This window comes from Streptosporangium sp. NPDC023615, from assembly GCF_040640155.1.
In the GTDB taxonomy this organism is placed as follows: domain Bacteria; phylum Actinomycetota; class Actinomycetes; order Streptosporangiales; family Streptosporangiaceae; genus Streptosporangium.
Window position 1 is genome coordinate 106,745 of record NZ_JBFABE010000018.1, and the last position, 20,054, is coordinate 126,798.

The following is a 20,054-nucleotide window of genomic DNA, read 5'->3' on the forward strand; positions in this document are numbered from 1 at the left end:
CCGTGGACCTCCGTTCCTTTGACCCCGCCCAACTGCGCCAGGACAACGGCCTGCTCGCCAAGCGGCTGCTGCCGTGGGAGACGCTGAACGCGCCGTTCGAGGGTGCCTGGTGCGTCATCGAGCCCGGCACCGCCTCGACCCGGCACGCCCACCACGAGTACGAGATCTTCATCGCCATGTCCGGCGAGGCCGTCCTGGAGAGCGAGGGCGAGAGCAGCGTCTTCTCCGCCGGGGACGTCGTCTACTTCCCGCCCGGCACCGACCACCGGGTCGTCAACGACGGCACCGCCGACTTCCGGATGTACGGCATCTGGTGGGACCACGACATGACCCGCGCGTTCGACAGCCGCCACCAGGAGGAGAGATGACGGAGACGATCGTCATCGCCGCGACGCCGACCCCCAACGGGGACCTGCACGTCGGCCACATGGCGGGCCCCTACATCGCCGGCGACGTCTACGCCCGCTACCTGCGGGCCGACGGCCGCGCCGTCAACTACAACACCTGCACCGACGACAGCCAGTCGTACATGATCTCGACGGCGGGCAGGCACGGCACCACGCCGGCCGAGCTGTGCGCGACCTCCACCGCCGCCATCCAGCGGTCGGTCGAGGCCATGGGCCTCTCGCTGGCCCCGCTGCCGCCCGTCGACGACGCCTACCGGCGGACCGTCCTGGACTTCGTCGCCGCCCTGCACGAGCGGGGCCGGTTCGAGCTGCGGACCGTGCGCATGCCGTACGCGCAGAAAGCCGGGCTGTACCTCTTCGACGGCCTGGTCAAGGGCGAGTGCCCGGCCTGCCTGACCGAGAGCTGCGGCGGCTCGTGCGAGGGGTGCGGCCACCCCAACCACTTCGACGACCTGGGCGACCCGCGCTCGGTCCTCGACCCGTCCGACCCGGTGACCTCGCGCGAGGTCACCGTCCTGGTCCTGCCGGTGGAGAACTACCGCGAGGAGCTCGTCGCCTACTACGCCGCCCGCGAGAACACCTGGAGGGGACACGCCAGGCAGCTCATCCGCGAGATCCTGGCCCGGCCGCTCCCGGAGATCCCGATCACGGTGCCGTCGCCGGGCTGGGGGATCGAGGCGCCGTTCGCCGAGACGCCCGGCCAGATCCTCTACCCGTGGGTCGAGGCGATGCCCGCCTCGATCTACAGCACCTGGAAGGCGGCCGGCGAGCCCGAGGGCCCCGTCGACCAGGCCTGGCGCGCCGGCAGCGGCAACGAGCTCGTCTACTTCCACGGGTTCGACAACGTCTACTTCTGGGGCCTGGTCGACCTGGTCATGCTGCTGGCCCACGGCGACCGCTACCTCACCCCGGACGCCAACGTCTGCAACGAGTTCTACGAGCTGGAGAACGAGAAGTTCTCCACCAGCCGCGGCCACCTCATCCGCGGCGCCGACCTGGTCGCCGAGGTCCCGCGCGACCTCGTCCGGTTCTACCTCGCGCTGACCTGCCCGGAGGACCAGCGGGCCAACTTCACCCGCGAGGGGCTCGACAAGGTCACCGCCCACCGGCTGCGCGGGCCGTGGAACGCGCTCGCCGACCGCCTCGACGCCCTCGTCACCGACCCGGGGGAGGAGCTCAAGGTCACCGCCGCCGGGCGCCGCCGGGCCGCGGTGGTCGTCGAGAGGTTCAGGCTCTGCTACGACCTGGGCTCCTTCAGCCTGACCCGGGCGGCCGACGGCATCGTCACCCAGCTCTCGCGGCTGCTGACCGCCGAGCGCGACGAGCCAGGGGACCTCCTGATGGAGGTGCGCGCCCTGCTCGCCTGCGCCGCCCCCATCCTCATCGACGTCGCGGCCGAGGCCCAGGCGGCCGGTGTCGAGCTCACCCTCGACACCTCCGCCGAGACGATCGACGCCTTCCTGCTACCGCGACTGCCCGGGAGCCCCCGATGAAACTCCTCGCCCTGGAAGCCCGACAGAACGCCACCTACTACCGCTCCCGCTACGAGCAGGTACGCGCCTACGGCGCCGACCTCTACGTGCTCAACGGCGTCGGCACCCCGGACTTCTGGCCCGCCGACCGCTACCGCGTGGTGGGCTCCCAGAACATCGAAGACCTCATCACCGAGGCCAAGCAGTGGCACGAGCAGGAGCGCTTCGAGGGGATCATCACCTTCTCGGAGTCGGCCGTCACCGCGGTCGCGGCCGTCGCCGAGGCGCTCGGGCTGCCCGGCGTGGGCGTCGAGGCGGCCAGGACCAGCCGCAACAAGCTGCTGATGCGCGAGGCGCACCGCGCCCACGACGCGCCGCACCCGGACTTCCGCTTCGTCACCGAGCTGTCCGAGGCGCTCGGCGCCGCCGCCGAGTTCGGCTACCCGGTCATCCTCAAGCCCACCCTGGGCGCCGCGAGCAACTTCGTGTTCAAGATCGACGACAGCGCGGAGATGGAGGAGCTGTTCCCCCGGGCGCTGGACGGCATCGAGGGGATGTCGTGGTTCGAGATGGAGGCGCACGGCCTCGACCTGGGCCCGCACGGCCTGCTGGTCGAGTCCTACCTCGACGGCGAGGAGTTCCTCATCGAGGCCGTGGCCTGGGACGAGGAGGTCTACCTCGGCTCGGTCGTGGACCGCATCACCGTCGAGGGAGGCACCTTCGACGACGACGTGCACCACGCGCCGACCTCGCTCACCCCCGAGCAGGTGGCCGCGGTCCACCGGGTGGTCACGGCCGGCGTGCGCGCCCAGGGGCTGCGGCGCAGCGTGCTGCACGCCGAGGTCCGCTTCCACCGGGGCGAGCCGTACCTGCTGGAGATCGCGATCAGGCCCGGCGGCGGCGGCCTGGACCTCATCGCCGAGATCACCGCCGCGCACAACCCGATCCGCGCCGTCATGGACGTCGCCCGCGGCGCCACGCCCAGGGTGCGCCACTACCGGCCGACCGGCGTCCACGTCACCGCGATGTGCCTGCTGTGCGACGCCGGCCGCATCGCCCGGATCGACGTGCCCGCCGAGGTCTCCGAGTCCGAGAAGGTCTTCTTCCTCAAGATCACCGCCAGTCCGGGGGACGTCGTCCGGCGCCCGCCGGAGGGCAACAGCATCCTCGGTTTCCTGGGCACCACCGGCACCTCGCTGGAGGACGCCAGGGCGACGATGCTGGAGTACGCCTCCAAGATCACCGTCACGTTCGACCGGGACGGGGAGGCGTCGTGACCCAGCTCGCCGAGGAGGCGCTGCGGACGACCCGCCGCGTCGCCCGCACCCGCCGCTACCTGATGTGCCCGCCCACCCACTTCGACGTCGTCTACTCCATCAACCCCTGGATGGACCCGGGCAAGCCGGTCGACGGCGCGCTGGCCAAGCTCCAGTGGGACGGCCTGGTGCGCGCCTTCCGCGCCCTGGGCCACCAGGTGGAGTTCATCGAGCCGCTGCCCGGCTACCCCGACATGGTGTTCGCCGCCAACGGCGCCACGGTCGTCGACGGCAAGGTGCTCTCGGCCAGGTTCCGCCACGAGGAGCGCGCCGCCGAGGGCCCCGCCTACCTGGAGTGGTTCCGCGCCCGCGGCTACCGGACCCGCGAGGCGGTCCACGTCAACGAGGGCGAGGGCGACTACCTGCACGCCGGCAGGTACCTGCTGGCCGGCACCGGCTTCCGCACCGACATCCGCTCGCACCGCGAGGCGGAAAGGTTCTTCGGGATGCCCGTGGCGGGACTGAGGCTGGTCGACCCGCGCTTCTACCACCTCGACACCGCGCTCGCGGTGCTCGGCCGCGACCAGATCATGTACTACCCCGGCGCCTTCTCGCGGGAGAGCCAGGGCGTCCTGCGCGTCCTGTACCCCGACGCGATCATCGCCGACGAGGCCGACGCCGAGGTGTTCGGGCTGAACGCCGTCTCCGACGGCCGCCACGTCCTGCTGCCGCCCGCGGCCACCCACCTGATGGGCGAGCTGCGCGAGCGCGGCTACGAGCCCATCGGCGTCGAGCTGTCCGAACTGCTGAAGTCCGGCGGCAGCGCCAAGTGCTGCACCCTCGAGCTCAGGGCGGCCCGATCATGATCGACTACAACGGGCGCCGCTTCACCACCGGCGGCGTCCCCTCCTCCGAGAGCCACCCGATCGCCCTGTACCGCCAGCACGGCGACCTGCTGTGGGGGGAGTTCTCCGGCGGCCACGCCCGCCGGGGGAGCCTCACCGGGCTCTGCGCCCCCGACGGCACCCTCGACTTCGCCTACACCATGGTCCTCGACACCGGCGCCGTCGTGTCGGGCCACTGCCGCAGCACCCCCGAGCTGCTCCCCGACGGGCGCGTCCTGCTCCACGAGACGTGGGAGCGCTTCGGCGCCCACGCGAGCAGAGGCGTCTCCCTCCTGGAGGAGATCGACCCCGCCACCTCCGGCGAGACCGCGCGCACCGCGTCCGCCGACACCCACCAGACGACTGAGAGCCGGACATGACCCTGAACACCATCGCCCGCCCGGACGCCGACGAGCAGGGCAAGCCCGGCACGCCCAGGAAGGGCGGCACGGTGACGTGGGCCTGCGCGCCCGGATTCCCCCCGTCGATCATCTTCCCCTTCACCCCGCCGGAGCGCTTCGGCACCCGCAACCTGCTCGAGTTCCAGATCCTCATGTACCGGCCGCTGTACTTCTTCGGCACCCACGGCACCCCCGAGGTCGACTACGACCTCAGCATCGGCGAGCCCCCCGAGTGGAGCGAGGACGGCCTCACCGTCACCGTCACCGTCAAGCCCTGGAAGTGGTCCAACGGCGAGACGATCTGCGCGGACAACGTCCTGTTCTGGGTGCACATGATGGCGGTCAAGGGCGAGCGCTACGGCGAGTACGTCCCGGGCTGCTTCCCCGACAACCTGGTCTCCTACGGCAAGCTCGCCGAGGACAAGGTGTACTTCACCTTCGACAAGGTCTACTCCAAGCGCTGGGTGCTGATGAACCAGCTCAGCACCATCACCCCCATGCCCAAGGCGTGGGACCGCACCGCCGACGGGCCCTCGGACGCCTCCTACGGCCTGGACAACGTCGCCGCCGTCTACGACTTCCTGATGGCCGAGAACGGCGGCGTCATCGAGGAGGACAACTCCGACCGGGTGCACTGGGCCACCAGCCCGGTGTGGAGCGTGGTCAGCGGCCCGTGGCGGCTGAAGAGCTACACCATGGAGGGCGTCGTCACCTTCGTCCCCAACGAGCACTACTCCGGGCCGAACAAGGCGCACCTGGACGAGTTCCGCCAGGTCCCCTTCATGTCCGACGGCGAGGAGTACCAGAAGCTGCTGGAGGGCCCGGACGGCCCCGACGGCGTCCAGGTCGGCTACCTGCCGCTGAGCTTCAGCACCGAGCCGACCGACGACCCCACCAAGGGCGGCCCCAACCCGCTGGCCGAGCACTACACGCTGGTCCCGCAGGCGGCCTTCTGCATCCGCTACATCCCGCTCAACTACAACAACCCCACCGTCGCCGGCAAGATGCTCGCCCAGACCTACATCAGGCAGGCGATGCAGCACGCGCTCGACCAGGACCGGGCGGCCCGCGACATCTACCACGGCTACGCCTACCGCCAGGACGGCCCGGTGCCCCGCTACCCGGTGAGCGACCTGGTCTCGCCCACCCTGCAGGGCGCGCCGATCCTGCCCTTCGACGCCGAGCGGGCCCGCGCGCTGCTGGAGGCCAACGGCTGGGACACCAGCACCACGCCGGCCGTCTGCGTCAACCCCGGCGAGGGCCCCGGCCAGGCCGGCGCCGGCATCCCCGGCGGCACCAGGCTCAGCTTCTCCCTGCGGTACGCCGAGGGCCGCCCCGCCCTGACCCGCCTGATGGAGCAGTTCCGCGACGACGCGGCCAAGGCCGGCGTCGAGATGCGGCTGCAGGAGGTCTACGGCTCGGTGCTGGTGGCCGAGGACGCGCCCTGCGTCCCCGGGCCCGACAGCCCCTGCCTGTGGGAGCTCAGCACCTGGGGCGGCGGGTGGGTCTACCACTACCCGAGCGGCGAGATCCTCTTCCGGACCGACGCCGGCGGCAACTTCGGCCACTACACCGACCCCCGCGCCGACGAGCTCATCGACCGCACCCTGACCAGCGACGACCCCGCCGCGCTGTACGAGTACCAGGACTACATCGCCGAGCAGGTCCCGGTCATCTTCATCCCGAACTTCTCCCTGCGGCTGTTCGAGGTCTCCAACGAGCTGCGCGGCTTCGAGCCGATCAACCCCTTCGGGATGATCAGCCCCGAGAACTGGTACTACGTCGAGAACGGTGAATGACCCCCATGACGATCGCCGCGGCACCCGTCGCCGTCATCCCCGCCCACAACCTCCTGGTCCTGCTGCTGCAGCTCGGCGTGCTCCTGGGGCTGGCCACCGTCCTGGGACGCCTGTCGGTCCGGTTCGGGCTGCCCGCCCTGCTCGGTGAGCTCACCGCCGGCATCCTGATCGGGCCCTCGCTGCTCGCCAACGTCGCCCCCGGGTTCTCCGCCTGGCTGCTGCCCACCGACCCGGCCAGATTCCACATGATCGACGCGGTCGGCCAGCTCGGCGTCCTGCTGCTGGTGGGACTCACCGGCATGCACCTGGACGTGGGCTTCATCCGCCGCCAGGGCCGCAGCGCCGCCTGGATCAGCGGCTTCGGCCTGCTCGTCCCGCTCGTCCTCGGCGTCGGGCTCGGGTTCCTGGCCCCGTCCGAGATGATCGCCGAAGGCGTCGACACCACCGTCTTCGCGCTCTTCATGGGCGTCGCGCTCTGCGTCAGCGCCATCCCCGTCATCGCCAAGGTGCTGATGGAGATGCGCCTGCTGCACCGCGACATCGGCCAGCTCATCCTGAGCAGCTCGGTCATCGACGACGTGGCCGGCTGGTTCCTGCTCTCGGTGGTCTCCGCGCTCGCCACCGCCGGGGCGCGCACCGGGCAGGCCGCGCTGACCGCCGTCGCGATGCTCGCCGGGATCGTCGCGGTGTCGCTCCTGCTCGGCCGCAGGGTCGTCGCCGGGGTGCTGCGCCTGGCCGACCGGGGCGGGAGCGCCACCACGATCGCCGCGGTGACGGCCATGCTCCTGCTCTCGGCCGCCGCCACCCAGTCGATGGGCTTCGAGGCCATCCTCGGCGCCTTCGTCTGCGGGGCGCTCGTCGGCTCCTCGCCCGACCTGAAGGTCGCCAGGCTCGCGCCCCTGCAGACGCTCGTCGCCGCGGTGCTCGCGCCCATCTTCTTCGCCACCGCGGGCCTGCGGATGGACCTGACCGAGCTGGCCAAGCCTCCCGTGCTCGTCGCCGGGATCGTGGTGCTGGCCGTCGCCATCGCCTCCAAGTTCGCCGGCGCCTACCTGGGGGCGCGCATCGCCCGCAGGACCCGCTGGGAGGCCCTCGCGCTCGGCGCCGGCCTCAACTCCCGGGGCGTCATCGAGGTCATCATCGCGATGGTGGGCCTGCGCCTGGGCGTGCTGACCACCGCGTCCTACACGGTCATCGTCCTGGTCGCGGTCGTGACCTCGATGATGGCGCCGCCCCTGCTGCGCTACGCGGTCGCCAGGATCGACCCCACCGAGGAGGAGGCCGCCCGCGAGGAGTTCTTCGACACCCTGCAGGGCACCGCCGAGCACGGCCCCGCCGACAGGCAGCTCGTGACCACCGCCAAGGAGGCGTGACATGACCACCGACACCAGGCCGCTGATCCTGCTGGTCGCGACGGGGATGCGGCACTACCGCGAGTACCTGCTGCGCTCCATCGCCACCGAGTACCGCGTCCACCTCATGGTGACCGCCGAGCCCGGCTGGGAGAAGGAGTACGTCACCGGCTGGACCGTCGTCGCCGACCTGGGCGACGGCCCCGCGCTGGCCGCCGCCGCCCTGGAGCTCGCCGCCCGCGAGCCCGTGCACGGGGTGCTGTGCTGGGACGAGGCCACGATCCTGGCCGCCTCGCACGTCTCGCAGGCCCTGGGCCTGCCGGGCGGCGACACCGAGATGGTGCGCCGCTGCCGCGACAAGCACCTCACCCGCGTCGCGCTCGACGCGCTCGGCGTCCCCCAGCCCAGGTCGCTGGCCGTCTCCACGCTGAACGAGGCCCTGAGCGCCGCCGAGACGGTCGGCTACCCGGCCATCCTCAAGCCGCGCGGCCTCGGCGGCAGCCTGGGCGTCATCAAGGTCGACGACGCCGCCGAGCTGACCGAGAGGTTCGCCTTCGTCCACGACCTGCACGTCCCCGGCGGGGCGACGTTCGAGATCCCCGTCCTGGTGGAGGAGTTCGCCGACGGCCCCGAGGTCAGCGTCGACGCCGTCGTCCAGGACGGCGTGGTGACGCCGCTCTTCCTCGGCAGGAAGGTGCTGGGCTACGAGCCCTACTGCGAGGAGGTGGGCCACTTCGTCGACGCCCAGGACGAGCTCCTGGAGGACGCGGAGTTCCGCCGCGTCCTGCAGGACACCCACACCGCGCTCGGGTTCACCGACGGCTTCACCCACACCGAGATCAAGCTCTCCTCCCGGGGACTGCGCGTCATCGAGGTGAACGCGCGCCTGGGCGGGGACATGATCCCCTACCTCGGGCTGCTGACCACCGGCATCGACCCCGGCCTGGCCGCCGCGGCGGTGGCCTGCGGCCGTACCCCCGCCCTGGCCCCCGAGCGCAAGCTCGTCGGCGGCGTGCGCTTCTTCTACGTCGCCGAGGACGACACCACGATCGCGTCGATCGCGTTCGACGAGACGGGCCTGCCGGCGGAGATCGACCGGGTGGTCCCGGTGGTCGCCGCGGGTGCCACCGTCTCACCACCGCCCAAGGGCACCCTGTGGGGGCGTATCGCCTACGCCACCGCGCTATCCCCGACCGTCGACGAGTGCCGGGCCGCGCTGGACGCGGCCGAGGCGCGCCTGAAGGTGAAGGCAGCCGCATGACCGCCGTTATCGAGAACGAGAGCAACGTGTCCCCGACGCCCCCGGGCACCCCGACGCCACCGCCCAAGCAGGACGACGGCGTGTTCGCCACCCTGCGGGAGGCCCCGCGCGCCGTCAAGGCGCTGCTCTTCGGGGGCTTCATCAGCAGGCTGGCCGCGTTCATCCAGATCTACCTGGTGCTGTTCCTGACCGACCGGGGCTTCTCCGCCACCCAGGCCGGTCTCGCCCTGGGCGTGTACGGGGCCGGCGCGGTGGCGGGCTCGCTGGCCGGGGGGTCGCTCTCCGACCGGCTCGGCGCACGGATGGTCACCCTGATCAGCATGGGCGGCTCGGCCGTCCTGATCGTGTCCATCCTCTACGCCCCGAACTACGCGACACTGCTGGCGGCGATCTTCATGGTCAGCACGGTCGGCCAGTTCTACCGGCCGGCGGCCCAGACGATGCTCACCGAGCTGACGCCGAGACACCGGGTCGTGATGATCACGGCGATGTACCGGCTCGGCCTGAACCTGGGCATGACCGCCGCCCCGCTGATCGGCGCCGCGCTGCTGGCCGTCTCCTACAACGCGCTCTTCTGGGGCGAGGCCGCCGCCGCGCTGATCTTCGGCGTCACCGTGATGTTCGCGCTGCCCAAGCGCGCCCCGCGCGCCGCGGCCAAGCCGGTGGAGACCGGGGAGGCGAGGCCCGCCGAGGGCGGCCGCACGGGCTACCTCGCGGTGCTCGCCGACTGGCGCTACAGCGTCTACCTGGTCGCGATGCTGCTCACCTCCATCGTCTACTGCCAGTACACGGCGACCCTCCCGCTGGACATCTCCGCCGCCGGCATCAGCCTGTGGTGGTACGGCGCGGCCGTCTCGCTGAACGGCCTCATCGTCATCACCTGCGAGCTGGCGATGACGAAGGTCGTGCAGAAGTGGCCCATCCGGTTGACCGCGCTGCTCGGCCTCGGCCTCGTCTCGGTCGGCTACGCCATCTACGCGATCTCCCCCCTGCCGATCTGGTTCATGCTCGGCACCCTGGTCTGGACGCTCTCGGAGATCATCGGCGGGCCCACCACGTTCGCCTACCCCGCGCTGGCGGGCCCGGAGCACCTTCGCGGACGCTACATCGGCGCCATGCAGAGCGTCTTCGGGCTCGGCACCGCGATCGGGCCGGTCATCGGCACCCTGGTGTGGTTCCAGGTGGGGCGCTCGGTGTGGCTGTGGGCCGCCCTGGTCTCGGCGATCGCGACCGTGGCGGGCATGATCGGCATGCGGGACCCGGACAGGACCGCCCCGGGCGGAGCCGCACCGGCCGGGACCGGCCCGGACGGGAGCGAACCGGACACGGTCGCCGTGGACGCGCTCGCCCCGGGCACGGTCGTCCTGGACACCGTCCCCGCGGACACCGTCCCTGCGGACACCGTCCCCGCGGACACCGTCCCCTCGGGCGCCACCGTCCCCGACAAGGCCGGCGGGGCGCGCGACGCGACCCCCTCGGCGACATGAGCGGGGAAGCGCGATGATCAGAATCGCCGTCGTGGGCGGCGGGATCGCCGGGGCGATGCTCGCCTGGCGCCTGTGCGAGGTCGTCAGGGGCAGCTCCGTCCACCTCTACACCGGGGAACCGCACCGCAGGGCCGACGCCAGCGCCGCCTCGGGCGGACTGACCCGGGCCTTCGAACCCGACCCCGCCCTGTGCCTGGAGGCCGCCGACAGCCTGGCCGAGCTCCACGCCAGCCGGGAGCTGCGCGAGTGGGCCTCCTACCGGGAGACCGGCTCGGTGTACCTGCTGCCGGGCCTGGGGGCGGGAACCGAGAGCCTGGTGGAGCTGGTGCGCAGCCGCCTGCCCGGCTCGATCTCCCTGGTCAGCGGCGCCGAGCTCGGCACCCGAGGTACGTTCCGCGACCTGCCCGAGGGCAGTGTGGCGGTCGTCGAGCGGCGCGCCGGGCACCTGTCCCCGAACGCCTTCCGCGACCGGCTCCTGATCGAGCTCGTCAGGTCGGGCGCCTTCGTCACCGACGGGCAGGTGGACGGCATCACCGCCGAGGCCGAGGTCCGGCCGTCCGAGGGCGCGCCGGCCAGGTTCGACGCGGTGGTCGTGGCCGCGGGCGCGTGGACCCAGGGTCTCCTCGCCCGCACGGGCCTAACGGACGCGGGCCTGCGCACCAAGGTGATCCAGTACGTGCTCGGCCCCTCGGACGGCAGGGGGCCCGCCGCGTTCGTCGACGAGACGTCCGGGCTGTACGGCAGGTCGTACGCCGAACGGCGGGTCCTGCTGGGGCTGCCCACCGACCGGTGGGACATCACCCCCGGGACCGCGCCCACCGACCCCGACCTCACCAGCAGGATCCTCGACGTCGCCGAGGCCAGGATCGGGTACCGGCCGCCCGGCGGGACGGTCAGGGCCGTCACCGCGGTCGAGTGCTACCACCCCACGGGCGGGCTCTCGCTGCGCCCCCTGGCCAAGGGCGTCTACACCTTCACCGGGGGGAGCGGCGGCGCCGGCAAGACCGTGCTCGCCGCGAGCCGCACGGCCGCGCGAAGCCTGGTCAGGTCCCTGCGGTGAGCGCGCGGGCGGCGTGGGCGGCCCGGGCGCCCGGGCCGCCGGGGGGACCGGGGGGACCGGCGGCGGGTCAGGCCGCCACCGTGAACGTCAGGTAGCAGTAGTCGTCCAGCATCTTCGCCAGGGGGCGCCCGGGGCGGCCCAGCTCCGCCGCCAGCGCCTGCTCGCCGAGGCCCGCCTCCGCGAGCAGGCGCCGCGCCCATTCCCGGCCCAGCCGCAGGTGAGCGCGGTAGGCGTCGGCCGTGCGGGAGCCGTGCAGGGCGTCGGCGATGGCCGCGTCCCAGGGCATCAGCGCCTCCGGGCGCAGGGCGTGCAGCAGCTTGGTCGCGGCGGTCGGCCCCAGGGAGCGGGGCCTGGCGCCGGGGGTCGCGGGCATCGCCGACAGCTCGGCGTAGCACGCGCCCAGCACGTCGATCCCGGCGTCGCCCAGGGTGGCGAGCGTGACGCCCGGGGCGGGCAGGTCCTCCCGCCGGCGCTCCCACCAGGCGGCGGTCCCGGCGCAGAAGACGTCGTGCTCGCCCTCGCGCGGGTAGCGCAGCCGGCATCCCCAGGCGTTCAGCCAGGTCAGCAGCGCCCGGCGGTGGGCAGGTAGGGCCGGGTCGACCCGCGGTCCGGTCGCCGCCAGCAGCCGCTCCCACGACCTGTCGGCCGCGCCGTAGCGGGCGAACGCGCCGACCGCCGCGCGCAGGCGCTCCAGGTCGGGGCCGGCATCCGGAGCGGCGCCGGGGCCGGTACCCGGACCGGCATCGGGGACGGCATCAAGGCCGGTATCGAGACCGGCGTCGAGAGAGGCGTCGAGAGAGGCGCCGGGGGTGGCGTCGAGCCCCGGGGCCGTGGGCGTCACGCTCGCCCGCCGGACGGGGACGGCAGGCTCCGGCCGCGCATGAGCGTGGTCAGCAGCCGCTCGGTGCGCTCGCTCGGCTCCACACCCAGGTCGACGCGCAGCCGGTGGCGGCACACCTCGTACCAGCTCAGGACGCGGCCGAGCTCGCCGAGCTCGCCGTGCATCATCATCAGGGCCTGGTAGGCGCTCTCGTGGTGGGGGTCCACGTCCAGGGCCCTGCGGCACCAGTGCATCGCCGACGGCCAGTCCTCGCGCTCCAGCGCCTCGGTGCGCAGCGCCGACAGCGCGCGCAGGGCGGTCCCGCGCATCCACTGCCGCTGCTCGTTGATCCAGCCGTCGGTCTCGCCGGCGAGGAAGTCCCCGGTGTAGAGGTCGGCGGTCCGCTGGAACCACGCGATCGCGGTGTCGTGCTCCTTGGCCACCCACGCGCTCCGGCCCCGGTCGTAGGCGCGCTGGAACTCCTCGATGTCCACCCACGCGTTGTTCGTCCGCAGCACGTACCCGTGGTCCTGGTAGAGCAGGGTGAAGCCGTCCCTCTCCTCGAACGCGCCGAGCACCCGCCGGACGCCGTGCACGGCGACCTTGAGCGAGCTGGAGCCGTGGTCCTCCCTCTCCGGCCACAGCACCTCGTGCAGCCGGTTCCTGTGGACGAACCGCTCGCGGTTGACCAGCAGGTACTGGAACAGGGCCCGCGACTTGCCGGCGCGCCAGTGCGAGACGGCCTGCCCGTCGACCTCCAGGCGGAAGTTGCTCAGGCAGCGGGCGACGACCGAGGGCGTGCCCCCTTCGGGCCCGGAGCCGTCGGGGCCGGGTTTCACCAATTCTTGAACAGGCATGTTCGCTTCCCTCAGGAGGACGGTTCCCGCCGCTCGCGGGCTCACCCGCGGACGCCGAAGCACGTCGAGTACGAGTGCGGTGCCAGCACGACCTGGATGTGAAAGGGCGTTCGCTCGTCGTGCATCTTGAACATGACCGAGATCTCCGGGTACGACGTGGTCATGCCGAGCCCGGCGAAATAGTGGTCGGTGGCGAGGACGAGACGATAGAGCCCCCGCTCCATGAACTCGTCATTCCATTCTTTGACATTTCCCTCGATGTCGGTCTCGCCCTCGGAGACCGGTTCCCAGCCGGCACCCGAGGCACGCTCCAGGCGAGCTCGGACACCGGCCGCGGATCGGCCGTAGACGCCGTCTAGTGCCTGCGTGGCGATGCTCATGTGGATACCCATCTGCTGATTCGAGGCCACGTGATCCGTATCGCGCGCCCTCGGTGACATCAGGATGCGGCAGGGCGTTATCGGTCCACCTTCGACCGGCTATCCGCCGGCCGTCCCCCGGCCCCGGACGGTGCGGATATCGGATCAGAAGGGATCGGATAAGGGGCGGATAGGGGGTCTGTTTACGTTTTGAAGCAGACAGGCGGACAGCACTGAACGGCCTGCGGGACACGAAAAAGAGGTACAGGAAATGCGGGAATTCGCGAGCATCGGCGCCCTTCGGATCATGATCTCCGCCGTCGCCGTCCTCGGGTGCCTCGGTCTCGCCGCCGTCACCGGTTCGATCACCGGAGGGGCCGTCGCCGGCGGGGTCACGGCGACCGCGGCGTTCGGCGGAAACACCCCCTGGGGCATCGGCGGCAACGCTCCCGCGAACCCCGCCGGGGGCAACACCCCCTGGGGCATCGGCGGTAAGACTCCCGCGAGCCTCGCCGGCGGCAATACCCCTTGGGGCTAGAACCTTCTTACCGCCCGTCGAGATCGGCGCGGGCGGGAACCACCGGAGCGGCCGGGGCCTTCACGGGCCCGGCCGCTTCTCCGTACCTGAAACCCCCCGTTAGTCTCAGATAGGGGCAGACCTTTACAAATCCCCCTAGTTCTCCAATGGGGGGCGTTGTATGATCCCGGGCAGGTGGCGGTACATACATATGAATTACTCCTCATGACCCCCGGGCCGTCCGCCCGGAGGCCCCGAGGACGGGGGCGAATCTGTTTCGCATGACGTAAGGCAATGGTCAGATCACTGATGTCTCTCTTACACCGACCGTGCGGTGAAATTCCTGGACAGGCCGCGACTCTGTAAGGAGATTCGGTGGAGTATCGGATCCTCGGCCCCCTGGAGGTCGTCGCCGGCGCGCAGCGCCTGGATCTGGGAGCACCTCGGCAACAGGTCGTCCTCTCCTGCCTCCTGCTGGAGGCCAACCGGATGGTCACCATCGGGCGCCTGACCGAGGCGATCTACGGTGAGGACCTGCCCAGCACCTCCCGCGCGCAGGTGCAGATCTGCATCTCCTCGCTGCGACGGCTGTTCGCCGCCAACGGAGGCCTCGACGTCATCGCCACCCACCCCCAGGGATACACGCTGCGCATCGTCGAGGGGCAGCTCGACTCCCAGAACTTCGAGGGTCTCCTGAGCCAGGCCCGCCAGGCCCGCGAGGACCACCGCGCCGAGGAGGCCGTCAGGCTCTACCGGGACGCGCTCGCCCTCTGGCGGGGACCCGCCCTCGACGGCCAGGAGAGCCGGCTCGTGCAGGCGGCGGTCGGCAGGCTGACCGAACGCCGCATCAACGCCAACGAGGACTGCGTCGAGCTGGAACTGGAACTGGGCAGGCACCACGAGCTGGTGGGCGAGCTCAGCGAGCTCGTCGAGGAACACCCCCTCAGGGAGCGGCTGCGCGGCCAGCTCATGCTGGCGCTCTACCGCTCGGGACGCCAGGCCGAGGCGCTGACGGTCTACCGCCGCGCCCGCCAGACGATGATCGACGAGCTGGGCATCGAACCCAACGAGAGCCTCCAGCAGCTCGAGTACGCCATCCTCACCTCCGACGAGAGCCTCGAGTCGCCGGCCCGGCAGCGGCAGCAGCACCAGCAGGAGCGGCAGCAGGAACAGCAGCGGCGACCGCGGCAGCAGGGCCACGCGGAGACACGGGGGGCACCGGCCGCCCACCGGACGGTCCCCCGCCTGCTCCCCACCGACATCGCCGACTTCACCGGCAGGATCAAGCTGGTCGAGGCCATCCGCCGCCAGCTCACGTTCGCCGCGGAGGACCGCCAGCGCCTCGCCGTCCCCGTCATCGCCGTCGTCGGCAAGCCCGGCATCGGCAAGTCCACGATCGCGGTGCACGTCTCGCACAGCGTCGCCGGCCGCTACGAGGACGGCCAGCTCTACGCCGACCTGCACGGCGGGGAGTCCCACCCGCTCGGCTCCGGCCAGGTGCTCGAACGCTTCCTGCGCGCGCTGGGCGTACCGGGCAACGCGATCCCCGACGGGGTGGACGAGCGGGCGGAGATGTACCGCGCCCTGCTCGCCGGGCGCAGGATGCTGATCGTCCTGGACGACGCCAGGAGCGAGAGCCAGGTGCTGCCCCTGCTGCCCGGCAACCCCGAGGCCGCGGTGATCATCACCAGCCGCAGCAGGCTCGCGGGGCTGGCGGGCGCGGCCCACCTCGACGTGGGCCTGTTCGACTCCGACCAGTCGGTGGACCTGCTCGCCCGCATCGCCGGCGTCGAGCGGGTCCAGGCCGAGCGGGAGTCGGCGGCCGAGCTGGCCGGCCTGTGCGGCCACCTGCCGCTGGCGCTGCGCATCGCGGGCGCCAGGCTCGCCGCCCGCCCCCACTGGACGATCGACCAGCTCGTGGGGCGGCTGGAGGACGAGACCCGCAGGCTCGACGAGCTCAAGCACGGCGACCTGGGCATCAGGGCGAGCATCTCGCTGACGTACGAGAGCGTCAGCGAGGACGCGCGCCGCCTGTTCAGGCGCCTGGCCATCCTGGAGTCGCGGCACTTCTCGGGATGGATGGCCGCCGCGCTGCTCGACTGCCACCCCTCCGACGCCCAGGACCTGCTCGACGACCTGGCCGACAGCCAGCTCGTCGAGACGACCGACGCCGGGTACGGCGTGCACAGCCAGTACCGCTTCCACGACCTGATCCACGTGTTCGCCCGCGAGCGCCTCGCCGGCGAGGAGGCGGTCGCCGACCGCAACGCCGCGCTGGAGCGGGTGCTCGGCGGCCTGCTCTTCCTGACCGGCGAGGCCCACCGCCGCGAGTACGGCGGCGACTACGTGCAGGTCCACAGCGACGCGCCGCGCTGGCCGCTGCCCGACCGGCTGGTCGAGAAACTGGTCATGGCCCCCCTGCCCTGGTACGAGCGCGAGCGGCTGACGCTGGTCTCGGGCATCCGCCAGGCGGCGCAGGCCGGGTTCGTCGAGCTGTGCTGGGACCTCGCGATCAGCGCGGTCACGCTGTTCGAGTCGAGGATCTACTTCGACGACTGGCGGGAGACCCACCAGGTCGCCCTGTCCGCCGCCAGGCAGGCCGGCGACCGCCGCGGGCAGGCGGCGATGCTCTACTCGATCGGCTCCCTCTACATCGCCGAGCAGCGCTTCGGGGACGCGCGCCGCGACTTCGAGTCGGCGGCCGAGCTGTTCGGCGAGGCCGGGGACGACCTGGGGGTGGCCCTCGTCATCCGCAACATCGCCTTCCTGGACCGGATGAGCGGCCGGCTCGACGACGCCGTGGAACGCTACGAACGCGCGCTGGGCATCTTCCGCGGCACCGGCGACCAGGTCGCCTCCGCCTACGTGCTGCACAGCATGGCCCAGATCAGGCTCGACTGCGAGGACCTGGAGGAGGCCAGGCGCCTGCTGGCGGAGGCGCTGAACCTCAGCAGGGTCGGCGGCAGCCGCCGGGTGGAGGCGCAGGTCCTGCACCGGCTGGGCGAGACCTACCTGCGGCTGGAGGAGTTCGCGTCGGCGGCGGAGGTCTTCGAGCAGACGCTCACGACCGTGCGCAACATCGGTGACCCCACCGGCGAGGCGTACGCCCTGCACGGCCTGGGCGTCACACGGCTGCGCCAGGGCGACTTCCAGGGGGCCGAGGTCACCCTCCACCAGGCCCTGGAGGTGGCGACCACCGGCGGCGAGAGGCTCGCCGAGGCCAGGATCGTCCTCGGGCTGGGCGAGCTGGCCCTGGCCGTCGACCAGACCGAACAGGCCATCGGCCGCCTCCACCAGGCCCTCGGCCTGTTCCACAAGATCGACGCGCCGCTCCACCAGATGCGCGTCCTGGTCATGCTCAGCGGGGCCTACACCGCCGTCGGCGAGCCCGCAGCGGCGCGGAGCGTCTCGGAGGAGGCGCTCGAACTGGCCGCCGCGATGCCCCCCGCGATCGCCGCCCGGGTACGCGCCCAGCTGGAGGGCCTCACCATCGCCTGACCCGGCGGCCCGGCACCGCACCGGAGGTCCCGGTGCCGGGATCGCCGGCGCTCAGCGGATACGGCGCAGCGCCTCCGCCAGGCTCGACAGGCCGACCGGACCCAGATCCAGCGCGGCGGTGTGCCAGGCGCGCAGGTCGAAGGCGTCGCCCAGGCGCTCCCTGGCCTCCTCGCGGGCCTGCACCCACGCCCGCTCGCCCAGCTTGTAGGAGATGGCCTGGGAGGGCCAGCCGAAGTAGCGCACCACCTCGGCCTCGACCCGGTGCGGCTCGCAGCGGCCCTGCTCGCGCAGCACCTCGCAGGCCTTCTCGAACGTCCACCTCGAACCGTCGGGCAGCGGCAGGTCGAGGTGGACGCCCAGGTCGATGACCACCCGGGCGGCACGCAGGGCCGACCAGTTGAGCATGCCGAGCCGGGTGCCCGGGTCGGTGAACCAGCCCAGCTCGTCGGCCAGCCGCTCGGCGTACAGGCCCCACCCCTCGCCGTGGCCGTCCACCCAGGAGACCTTGGCGAACCGGGACAGCCTGTCCTCGGCCATGCGCATCGCGCCGAACTGCAGGTGGTGGCCGGGCACGCCCTCGTGGAAGATCGTGGTCAGCTCGGTCCAGGTCGCGAAGCGGGAACGCCCCCCGACCGGCCACAGGGTGCGGCCCGGCCGCGACAGGTCCTCGCTGGGCGAGTTGTAGGAGGCCGCGCCCGAGGTGGAGCTCACGTCGACCTCGGCCACGATGCGCCGCAGCGGCTCGGGGATGTCGAAGTGCGTGCCGTGCAACTGCCTGATCGCCCAGTCGTGGCGCTCCTGCAACCACGCCTGGTAGTCCTCCAGGGAGTCGACGGCCTGGGTCTCGTTGAGGATCGCCGTCGCCTCCTCGATCGTCGCGCCCGGCTTGATCCGCTCCACCTCGGCGGCGGTCTCGGCCCCGATGCGCCCCAGCTCCGCCCAGCCCCACTCGTAGGCCTCGCGCAGGTCGATGTCGGCGCCCAGGCTGATCCTGGCCGCGACCGCGTAACGCTCGGGACCCACCGCGTCGGCCTCGCTCGCCCGGGGCGCGTACTCCTCGCGCAGATAGCGTCCCGCCTCGGCGTAGGCCGCGTGGGCCGCCGCGGCCGCCTCGAGCAGCTCCTGCCTGACCGGCCCCTCACCGTAGGTGGCGACGAAGGCGTCGTGCGCCGGGGGAGTGCCGCCCGCGCCGGAGAACTGGTCGGCCTGGTCCGCCATGGCCAGCGCCTGCCTGCGGGCGCCGGGCAGGCCCGTCGCCAGCCCCGCCTCCAGGCTCTCCCGCCATCCGGCGAGCATCGCGGGGATCGCCGCGAGGCGGGTGGCGACGTCGCGCCACTCGTCGTCGTTGCCGTGGGGCAGCAGGACGACGCTGGAGCGCACCCGGTAGGGCACCCCGTACGGCGCGGCCACCCAGCGGAGCGGCTCACCCGTGTCGTGCCAGGCCAGTTCGGCCTCCAGCCGCTCCCGCAGATGGGCGGCGGCCCTGACGTCCGCCTCACCGGCCGGGACCAGCTCGTCCAGGCGCTTCAGGGTCGAACGGATCATCTCGGCCCGGGCGGCGCTTCCGGCGGGGCTGTAGTCGGTGGCGGGTACGAAGTCGGACACGATGCCTTCGGCACCTGTCGCGATCGGGTCCAGTGCCGCCCAGCGGGTGACGTACTCATCGCAAAGCGCGAAGATCGGAGTGCTCATGCCGGAAACGTAGGACGGCCCGGCATTCGCCCTCTATCTGCGCGCTATCGAGCCCGCCGACGTGCGGGAACCCGGCGGTGAGGGACGCGCCCGCCCTCCGGCGGTCGGGACAGGCCCTACCGGGCGGTGCTCACGTCGACGACCCCGATGACGCCGGTCACGGGGACCATACCGCCGCCGGCCTTGTCGCGGTGGCTGCGCGAGTCGAGGGAGACGTCCCGATGGTCGCCCTGGACCCAGACGTGCCCCTCGGGGACGGCCACCGGCGCGAACTCCAGGAACGAGGCCCGCTCGTCGGCCACGTAGGGCTCGTCCAGCGGGCGGCCGTCGACGATCATCCGGTGCGCCGCGTCGCAGCAGCCGACCGTGCTCCCCGGAACACCGATGACCCGCTTGATGATGGACCCGCCGCTCAGCCCCCACGACGCCGGAGGCAGGAGGACGACGACGTCACCGGCCCGGGGGGCGTACGTGCCGTCGACCCTCGTGGCGGTGACCAGCTCACCGGGCACGAGCGTGGGCGCCATCGACTCGCTCGATATCCGGTAGGTCTCCTTTCCGGCGATCTTGGAGAGCACGGGGTCGCTCAGGCCCGAGCACGCCGACACCAGCGCCAGGGCGAAAGGGATGAGGAGCGTTCTCGACCTGTGTGATGACATGACCATCTTTCGCCGGGTTCATCGGACGGCATACGACCCAGCATGATCCCAGACGGGGTCCCGTTCCCGTTCCCCGCGCGGCGGTTCCGGCCCTGCCACGGCCGTCACGGCCGTAGGTCACCGGCCGGAGAAGAGAGAAAGGCCGCCAGGCCCCAGGAGGGGGCCTCGGCGGCCGTCCGGCCTGATCGCCCCAGGGCGGTCAGGGGCGTCGTGGCGGATGGTGGACGATACAGGGATTGAACCTGTGACCTCTTCCGTGTCAGGGAAGCGCTC

At 72.1% G+C, this 20,054-nt stretch carries 17 protein-coding genes; 12 read left to right on the plus strand and 5 right to left on the minus strand.

All coding sequences use genetic code 11. From position 1 onward, the window contains the following. The first annotated feature begins 2 nt into the window (after positions 1-2). Genes AB0G16_RS16130 through AB0G16_RS16175 form a run of 10 tightly spaced genes read left to right on the plus strand, consistent with a single transcriptional unit; the run spans position 3 to position 11,379 of the window. Complete coding sequence (locus tag AB0G16_RS16130; protein WP_362805054.1) at positions 3-368, plus strand: cupin domain-containing protein; 366 nt, start codon at positions 3-5, stop codon at positions 366-368. Next, positions 365-1,900 carry a class I tRNA ligase family protein gene (locus tag AB0G16_RS16135; RefSeq protein ID WP_362805057.1) on the plus strand — a complete coding sequence of 512 codons (1,536 nt, stop codon included), beginning with the start codon at positions 365-367 and terminating at the stop codon, positions 1,898-1,900. Before AB0G16_RS16130 ends, AB0G16_RS16135 begins: the two co-directional genes overlap by 4 nt. Further along, entirely contained in the window at positions 1,897-3,156 is a 1,260-nt protein-coding gene (locus AB0G16_RS16140) for an ATP-grasp domain-containing protein (protein WP_362805060.1), read from the plus strand. Before AB0G16_RS16135 ends, AB0G16_RS16140 begins: the two co-directional genes overlap by 4 nt. Continuing rightward, complete coding sequence (gene ddaH / locus AB0G16_RS16145; RefSeq protein WP_362805063.1) at positions 3,153-4,001, plus strand: dimethylargininase; 849 nt, start codon at positions 3,153-3,155, stop codon at positions 3,999-4,001. Before AB0G16_RS16140 ends, ddaH begins: the two co-directional genes overlap by 4 nt. Continuing rightward, complete coding sequence (locus AB0G16_RS16150; RefSeq protein WP_362805065.1) at positions 3,998-4,399, plus strand: hypothetical protein; 402 nt, start codon at positions 3,998-4,000, stop codon at positions 4,397-4,399. Before ddaH ends, AB0G16_RS16150 begins: the two co-directional genes overlap by 4 nt. Then, positions 4,396-6,219 carry an ABC transporter substrate-binding protein gene (locus AB0G16_RS16155; protein WP_362805068.1) on the plus strand — a complete coding sequence of 608 codons (1,824 nt, stop codon included), beginning with the start codon at positions 4,396-4,398 and terminating at the stop codon, positions 6,217-6,219. Before AB0G16_RS16150 ends, AB0G16_RS16155 begins: the two co-directional genes overlap by 4 nt. Then, positions 6,216-7,592, plus strand: a complete 1,377-nt coding sequence (locus tag AB0G16_RS16160) for a cation:proton antiporter (protein ID WP_362805070.1) — start codon at positions 6,216-6,218, stop codon at positions 7,590-7,592. The genes AB0G16_RS16155 and AB0G16_RS16160 overlap by 4 nt, the downstream gene beginning before the upstream one ends. Position 7,593: 1 nt before the next feature. Then, the gene (locus tag AB0G16_RS16165) at positions 7,594-8,832 is read left to right on the plus strand and encodes an ATP-grasp domain-containing protein (RefSeq protein ID WP_362805073.1); all 1,239 of its coding nucleotides are present in this window, start codon (positions 7,594-7,596) and stop codon (positions 8,830-8,832) included. Then, positions 8,829-10,319: an MFS transporter gene (locus tag AB0G16_RS16170; protein ID WP_362805076.1), complete on the plus strand. Its 1,491-nt coding sequence runs from the start codon at positions 8,829-8,831 to the stop codon at positions 10,317-10,319. The genes AB0G16_RS16165 and AB0G16_RS16170 overlap by 4 nt, the downstream gene beginning before the upstream one ends. Before the next feature lie 13 nt (positions 10,320-10,332). Continuing rightward, positions 10,333-11,379, plus strand: a complete 1,047-nt coding sequence (locus AB0G16_RS16175; protein WP_362805079.1) for an FAD-dependent oxidoreductase — start codon at positions 10,333-10,335, stop codon at positions 11,377-11,379. A gap of 67 nt (positions 11,380-11,446) precedes the next feature. Here the strand turns inward: AB0G16_RS16175 and AB0G16_RS16180 are convergent, their stop codons facing one another. From AB0G16_RS16180 to AB0G16_RS16190, 3 genes are read right to left on the minus strand one after another with little or no spacing between them, the layout of a single operon-like run. After that, positions 11,447-12,220: a hypothetical protein gene (locus AB0G16_RS16180; protein WP_362805082.1), complete on the minus strand. Its 774-nt coding sequence runs from the start codon at positions 12,218-12,220 to the stop codon at positions 11,447-11,449. Continuing rightward, complete coding sequence (locus AB0G16_RS16185; RefSeq protein ID WP_362805084.1) at positions 12,217-13,056, minus strand: BTAD domain-containing putative transcriptional regulator; 840 nt, start codon at positions 13,054-13,056, stop codon at positions 12,217-12,219. The genes AB0G16_RS16180 and AB0G16_RS16185 overlap by 4 nt, the downstream gene beginning before the upstream one ends. Positions 13,057-13,097: 41 nt before the next feature. After that, entirely contained in the window at positions 13,098-13,448 is a 351-nt protein-coding gene (locus tag AB0G16_RS16190) for a hydroxyisourate hydrolase (protein ID WP_362805087.1), read from the minus strand. A 238-nt stretch (positions 13,449-13,686) separates the two neighbouring features. On the opposite strand from AB0G16_RS16190, the gene AB0G16_RS16195 reads away from it, so the two are divergent. Further along, the gene (locus tag AB0G16_RS16195; protein WP_362805090.1) at positions 13,687-13,953 is read left to right on the plus strand and encodes a hypothetical protein; all 267 of its coding nucleotides are present in this window, start codon (positions 13,687-13,689) and stop codon (positions 13,951-13,953) included. A gap of 354 nt (positions 13,954-14,307) precedes the next feature. Then, positions 14,308-17,430 carry a BTAD domain-containing putative transcriptional regulator gene (locus tag AB0G16_RS16200; RefSeq protein ID WP_362805094.1) on the plus strand — a complete coding sequence of 1,041 codons (3,123 nt, stop codon included), beginning with the start codon at positions 14,308-14,310 and terminating at the stop codon, positions 17,428-17,430. Positions 17,431-17,481: 51 nt separating this feature from the next. Here the strand turns inward: AB0G16_RS16200 and AB0G16_RS16205 are convergent, their stop codons facing one another. Together AB0G16_RS16205 and lepB are read right to left on the minus strand one after the other, a co-directional pair. Next, complete coding sequence (locus AB0G16_RS16205; protein ID WP_362805097.1) at positions 17,482-19,122, minus strand: DUF885 domain-containing protein; 1,641 nt, start codon at positions 19,120-19,122, stop codon at positions 17,482-17,484. 116 nt (positions 19,123-19,238) lie between these two features. Continuing rightward, positions 19,239-19,781 (minus strand): signal peptidase I, encoded by a 543-nt coding sequence (gene lepB, locus AB0G16_RS16210; protein ID WP_362805100.1) that lies wholly within the window; start codon positions 19,779-19,781, stop codon positions 19,239-19,241. Positions 19,782-20,054: the final 273 nt, after the last annotated feature.

What these genes read in the sequence shown, in the direction of transcription:
- AB0G16_RS16135 (WP_362805057.1), top strand. Translation starts at nt 365, where the DNA reads ATGACGGAGACGATCGTCATCGCCGCGACGCCGACCCCCAACGGGGAC.
- AB0G16_RS16140 (WP_362805060.1), top strand. Translation starts at nt 1,897, where the DNA reads ATGAAACTCCTCGCCCTGGAAGCCCGACAGAACGCCACCTACTACCGC.
- AB0G16_RS16150 (WP_362805065.1), top strand. Translation starts at nt 3,998, where the DNA reads ATGATCGACTACAACGGGCGCCGCTTCACCACCGGCGGCGTCCCCTCC.
- AB0G16_RS16155 (WP_362805068.1), top strand. Translation starts at nt 4,396, where the DNA reads ATGACCCTGAACACCATCGCCCGCCCGGACGCCGACGAGCAGGGCAAG.
- AB0G16_RS16160 (WP_362805070.1), top strand. Translation starts at nt 6,216, where the DNA reads ATGACCCCCATGACGATCGCCGCGGCACCCGTCGCCGTCATCCCCGCC.
- AB0G16_RS16165 (WP_362805073.1), top strand. Translation starts at nt 7,594, where the DNA reads ATGACCACCGACACCAGGCCGCTGATCCTGCTGGTCGCGACGGGGATG.
- AB0G16_RS16170 (WP_362805076.1), top strand. Translation starts at nt 8,829, where the DNA reads ATGACCGCCGTTATCGAGAACGAGAGCAACGTGTCCCCGACGCCCCCG.
- AB0G16_RS16175 (WP_362805079.1), top strand. Translation starts at nt 10,333, where the DNA reads ATGATCAGAATCGCCGTCGTGGGCGGCGGGATCGCCGGGGCGATGCTC.
- AB0G16_RS16185 (WP_362805084.1), bottom strand. Translation starts at nt 13,056, where the DNA reads ATGCCTGTTCAAGAATTGGTGAAACCCGGCCCCGACGGCTCCGGGCCC.
- AB0G16_RS16190 (WP_362805087.1), bottom strand. Translation starts at nt 13,448, where the DNA reads ATGGGTATCCACATGAGCATCGCCACGCAGGCACTAGACGGCGTCTAC.
- AB0G16_RS16195 (WP_362805090.1), top strand. Translation starts at nt 13,687, where the DNA reads ATGCGGGAATTCGCGAGCATCGGCGCCCTTCGGATCATGATCTCCGCC.
- AB0G16_RS16205 (WP_362805097.1), bottom strand. Translation starts at nt 19,122, where the DNA reads ATGAGCACTCCGATCTTCGCGCTTTGCGATGAGTACGTCACCCGCTGG.
- lepB (WP_362805100.1), bottom strand. Translation starts at nt 19,781, where the DNA reads ATGTCATCACACAGGTCGAGAACGCTCCTCATCCCTTTCGCCCTGGCG.